The sequence below is a fragment of the Roseovarius halophilus (ex Wu et al. 2025) genome (assembly GCF_047086965.1).
In genome coordinates, this window is the sequence record NZ_JBKOTX010000347.1 from 1 (window position 1) to 3,509 (window position 3,509).

Annotated in this window: 4 protein-coding genes; 3 read left to right on the forward strand and 1 reads right to left on the reverse strand. The window is 68.4% G+C overall.

Translation table 11 applies throughout. The features are described from left to right. Both ACH107_RS31105 and ACH107_RS31110 read left to right on the forward strand, forming a co-directional pair. A partial coding sequence (locus ACH107_RS31105; RefSeq protein WP_412509536.1) for a sulfotransferase family protein occupies nt 1-645 on the forward strand: 645 nt, incomplete at its 5' end. A 100-nt stretch (nt 646-745) separates the two neighbouring features. Beyond that, complete coding sequence (locus ACH107_RS31110; protein WP_412509537.1) at nt 746-1,555, forward strand: division plane positioning ATPase MipZ; 810 nt, start codon at nt 746-748, stop codon at nt 1,553-1,555. A 13-nt stretch (nt 1,556-1,568) separates the two neighbouring features. Here ACH107_RS31110 and ACH107_RS31115 read toward each other — a convergent pair whose 3' ends face one another. Then, complete coding sequence (locus ACH107_RS31115) at nt 1,569-2,441, reverse strand: DMT family transporter (RefSeq protein WP_412509538.1); 873 nt, start codon at nt 2,439-2,441, stop codon at nt 1,569-1,571. A gap of 145 nt (nt 2,442-2,586) precedes the next feature. On the opposite strand from ACH107_RS31115, the gene ACH107_RS31120 reads away from it, so the two are divergent. After that, the gene (locus ACH107_RS31120; protein WP_412509539.1) at nt 2,587-3,360 is read left to right on the forward strand and encodes an aldolase/citrate lyase family protein; all 774 of its coding nucleotides are present in this window, start codon (nt 2,587-2,589) and stop codon (nt 3,358-3,360) included. The last annotated feature ends 149 nt before the right edge of the window (nt 3,361-3,509 follow it).

Below are 3,509 nucleotides of genomic sequence, written 5' to 3' on the forward strand. Positions count from 1 at the left end.
GCCCCGGGCGCGCATGGTGCGGGCGAACTGCCCGTGGCCGACAATGCCGCGCTGGCGCTCCTGCGCGCGCTGCGCCGCGACGGGCGTGACCGCCCGGCCCTGTCCGACTTGGCCGACATGGCCAAGACGATCCGCGCGGAGCTTGCGCTTTACGCCCCCGGCGCGCGCGTCATCGTGGACAAGCTGCCGCTCAACTTCCGCTGGACGGCGCTGTTGCTCGCCGCCCTGCCCGAGGCGCGCATCATCCATGTCACCCGCGACGCGGTCGAAACCTGCTGGTCCAATTTCCGCACCTGCTACGCGGCGGCCGGCAACGGCTTTGCCTACGGGCTTGACGACCTTGCGCGGTATCACGGTCTCGCAACCGCGCACATGGCCCGGGTCCACGCGCAAAACGATCCGCGGCTGACCCGGCTGGCCTATGAATCCCTCGTCGCCGCCCCGCGCGAAGAGATGCGCCGCGTTGTCGATTTCTGCGGGCTGGAATGGGCCGATGCCTGCCTCGCGCCCGAGCGCAACGCGCGGCCCGTGCTCACGGCGAGCGCCCGACAGGCCCGCCGGCCCCTTTACGACGGTAACCAGCGCGGCTGGCAGCGCTACGAAGCACGGCTGGCACCCCTTCTGGCGGGGCTTGCCCGGACGTAAATCATGACCGCATCGGCAGGATCCCGCCTTTTCCTTTCCCGCGCGGGTCGATACTGTGCCGCCAGAAAATCCGGGGTCTGAACGGGCAGGGGAACGCGTCATGGCGCATATCATCGTCGTCGGGAACGAAAAGGGCGGGGCGGGCAAATCCACCGTCTCCATGCACGTGGCCACGGCGCTGGCCCGTATGGGGCACCGCACCAGCGCGCTCGACCTCGACCTGCGGCAGAAAACCTTCGGCCGTTATGCCGCCAACCGCGCCCGCTTTGTCGAGAGCGAGGGCATCGACCTGCCCAGTGCCCGCTATCACGACCTGCCCGAGATCGACCAGTCCGGCCTCGAACCCGGCGAGAACCCGTATGACCGGCGCCTGTCAAGCGCGATCGCCGATCTGGAACCGACATCCGACTTCATCGTGATCGACTGCCCCGGCTCGCACACGCGGCTCAGCCAGGTGGCGCACAGCCTTGCCGACACGCTCATCACCCCGCTCAACGACAGTTTCGTTGATTTCGACCTGCTGGCCCATGTTGACAGCGACGGGCAGAAAATCCTCGGCCCGTCGGTCTATTCCGAAATGGTCTGGAACGCGCGGCAGCTTCGCGCGCAGGCCGGGCTGCGGCCGATCGACTGGGTGGTGGTGCGCAACCGGTTGGGCGCCCAGCAGATGGTCAACAAGAAGAAGATGGGCGACGCGCTGGACAACCTCGCCAAGCGCATCGGCTTCCGCACCGCGCCCGGGTTCAACGAGCGCGTGATCTTCCGCGAATTGTTCCCCCGGGGGCTCACCCTGCTCGATCTGCGCGACATCGGGGTCAAGCAGCTCAACATCTCGAACATCGCCGCGCGTCAGGAACTGCGTGACCTGATCCGCGAACTGGACTTGCCCGGTGTCGAGGCCGATTTCTGACGCCACGCCGCCCCTAGGTCGCGGCCACGCGTCGGCGCCCCCGCAGCGCCACCATGTTCGAGATCATCAGCGCCCCGATCACGACGGCACCGCCCACCAGCGCCCAGCGCCCCGGGTCCTCGCCCACCACGGCCCAGACGAGCAGCGGCGCCAGCACAGATTCCAGCAGGATCAGCAACGCCACCTCGGCCGAGCTGATATAGCGCGGCCCCATCGTGAGGAAGCACGTGGCCACCGCGATGAACGCCCCGTGCCCGAGGAACAGGGGCCATTCCGTCGCCACAGGCGCCATCGGCTGGGTAAAGGGCCACACGACCAGCCCTGCCCCGATATAGGCCAGCGGGATCGCCGGGATCATCGACACGTCCTTCACGCGCCGTACCGCCGTGAGGGCGGCGGCGTAGCTGGCCGACACCATGACCGCAAAGATGTCGCCCTTCCATGACGCGACCGCGTTCTCGGACGAGCCATAGGCGATGATCCCCAGCCCGACGAAAACCCCCATCATGGTCAGCACCATGCGCCGGCTGATCCCCTCGCCTAGGAAAACGCGGCCGAAAATCGCCGCGAAGACCGGCATCGAGGCGAAGATGAACACCACGTTGGCCACGCTGGTATTCGTCACCGCCAGTACGAAACCCGGCGCGGTGAAGCCGATCAGGATCATGTAGATCGCCCCCGGCCAGCCCGTGCGCAGCACCGCGCGGAACCCCGCGAGGCCCTGCACCGCCAGCAGCCCCAGCAGGATCATCACCCCCGATGTCATGCCGCGCCAATAGGCCGTCGCCATCGGCTGCGCGTCGATCAGCCGGACGAAAAGCGAATCCGGCACCACGAACAGCACGCCCAGCGTGGTCAGCAACAATCCCTTGGCATGGTCGGTCATGGCCACAGCATTCCGGTTTTTGCGCCGGAAAGTAAACCCCCCGGCCCCGCCCACGGCCGGCACGCAAGGGCCGCGCAGGCAGCGGTGGACGTTGCCGGCGCAACGCGGTTTAATCCACGTCGGAAACCACGACCGGAGCCGCCCCATGCCCGCCCCCGAGAACCGTTTCAAATCCGCCCTTCTGCGCGGGGAGCACCTTTATGGCTGCTGGGCCGGCTTCGCCGACCCCTACCCGACCGAAGTGCTCGCCACCGCCGGGTTCGACTGGCTGGTGATCGACGGCGAACACGCGCCCAACGACCTGCGCACCATCACGGCCCAGCTCCAGGTGCTGGCGGGCGGGCACAGCCAGCCCGTGGTCCGCCTGCCCATGGGCGAGGACTGGGCGATCAAGCAAGTGCTGGATGCCGGCGCGCAGACGCTGCTCATCCCGATGGTCGAAAGCGGCGCGCAGGCACGCGACCTCGTGCGCGCCATGCGCTACCCGCCGGCGGGCATCCGCGGCTCCGGCGCGGCGCTTGCCCGGGCCTCGCGCTTCTCCGCCATTCCCGATTACGGCGCCACGGCGAACGACCAGATGTGTTTGCTGGTGCAGGTCGAAACCCGTTCAGGCATCGCCGCGCTTGACGATATCCTCGGCGTCGATGGCGTGGACGGCGTGTTTATCGGCCCCTCCGACCTTGCCGCCGACATGGGCTATCTGGGCCGCAAGCAGGACGGGCCGGTGCAGGACACGATCCATGACGCGCTGGCGCGCATCGCGGCCACCGGCAAGGCACCCGGAATCCTCGCCACCGATCACGACACCGCGCTGAAATACCGCGACTGGGGCGCGCGCTTCATCGCCGTGGGGATCGACGTGCTGATGCTGGCGCAGGCCGCGCGCGCCACGATGGCCCGCTGGCGCGACGATGGCTGACCGGCTCGTCGCCGATGTGGGCGCCACCAATACCCGCGTCGGGCTGGCCGGTGCGAACGGCCTGCGGCGCGGCACGGCCCGCAGCTTTGCGAATGACGGCTTCGCCGGTCCTTTTTCACCCCCGACGACCACACCGTGTTGCTGTCCAA